General features: G+C 39.0%; 1 protein-coding gene. It reads left to right on the top strand.

The features are described 5' to 3' along the window. Nucleotides 1–54 precede the first annotated feature (54 nt). Nucleotides 55–987: an IS5-like element ISAha2 family transposase gene (locus tag NI465_RS16525; protein WP_001040037.1), complete on the top strand. Its 933-nt coding sequence runs from the start codon at nucleotides 55–57 to the stop codon at nucleotides 985–987. Nucleotides 988–1,041 lie beyond the last annotated feature (54 nt).

The raw sequence follows: 1,041 nt of genomic DNA, 5'->3' as shown, positions 1-1,041 counted from the left end.
GGCTTTGTTGCACAAACCTAGCCTATAAGGTTTATTCAGTCCTATAATTTCAAAATGAATAAACCTACTCCTAAAACTTATCGTACAACCAACTGGTCTTCCTATAATCGCGCTCTCATTAATCGGGGCAACATTTCCATTTGGTTTGATCCAAACACTCAGTGGTATGCACAACCACAAAACAAGCAAGGTCGAAATCAAACTTACTCCGATACGGCTATTCAATGCTGTTTAATGATCAAATCTTTATTTAGACTCTCTTTACGCATGGTCACAGGTTTTGTTCAAAGTCTGATTAAACTTTGTGGATTAAATTGGACCGCACCAGATTACAGTACGCTTTGTCGAAGACAAAAACATATTGATATTGCGATTAGCTATCAAAAAAGTAGTGATGGGCTACATCTACTCGTCGACTCAACTGGCTTAAAGTTTCTAGGTGAAGGTGAGTGGAAACGTAAGAAACATGGACCTGAATATCGTCGCCAATGGCGTAAGCTTCATATTGGCATCGATGCTGAAACCTTGCAAATACGTGCAGTACAGCTTACTACAAATAATGTGAGCGATTCGCAAGTACTCGGTGATTTACTTGCTCAAATTCCCTTAGATGAACGAATTGATTCGGTCTATACCGATGGTGCTTATGACACGAAGCACTGCAGACAAGTCATTCTAGATCGAGATGCACATGCGCTCATTCCGCCAAGAAAAAATGCAAAACCATGGAAAGATCAGAAATTGAGATCTTTAGAGCGGAATGAGTTACTGAAAACAGTTAAACGTTTAGGAAGAACGCTTTGGAAAAAATGGTCTGGTTATCATCGTCGAAGTTTAGTTGAAACCAAGATGCATTGCATCAAACTATTAGGTGATAAATTAACAGCAAGGAGTTTTTCTAGTCAGGTGAATGAGATTCATGCACGCATAGCCGTATTGAACAAATTTACAGAATTAGGTCGTCCTCATACCCAAGTTGTCACTTGAATTCTGTTCAAATGAGCAGAGTGTTATCTTTTAAATCTTTGTGCAACAAAGCCA

Origin of the sequence: Acinetobacter lwoffii (genome assembly GCF_024129855.1) — a bacterium.
Taxonomy (GTDB): Bacteria; Pseudomonadota; Gammaproteobacteria; order Pseudomonadales; family Moraxellaceae; genus Acinetobacter; species Acinetobacter lwoffii_L.
The sequence above is the reverse complement of the archived record's forward strand: the minus strand, read 5'-3'. Positions and strand labels throughout refer to the sequence as shown.

Bases quoted from the DNA above. Each gene is read 5' to 3' on its own strand.
- NI465_RS16525 (WP_001040037.1), top strand. From the start codon at position 55: ATGAATAAACCTACTCCTAAAACTTATCGTACAACCAACTGGTCTTCC.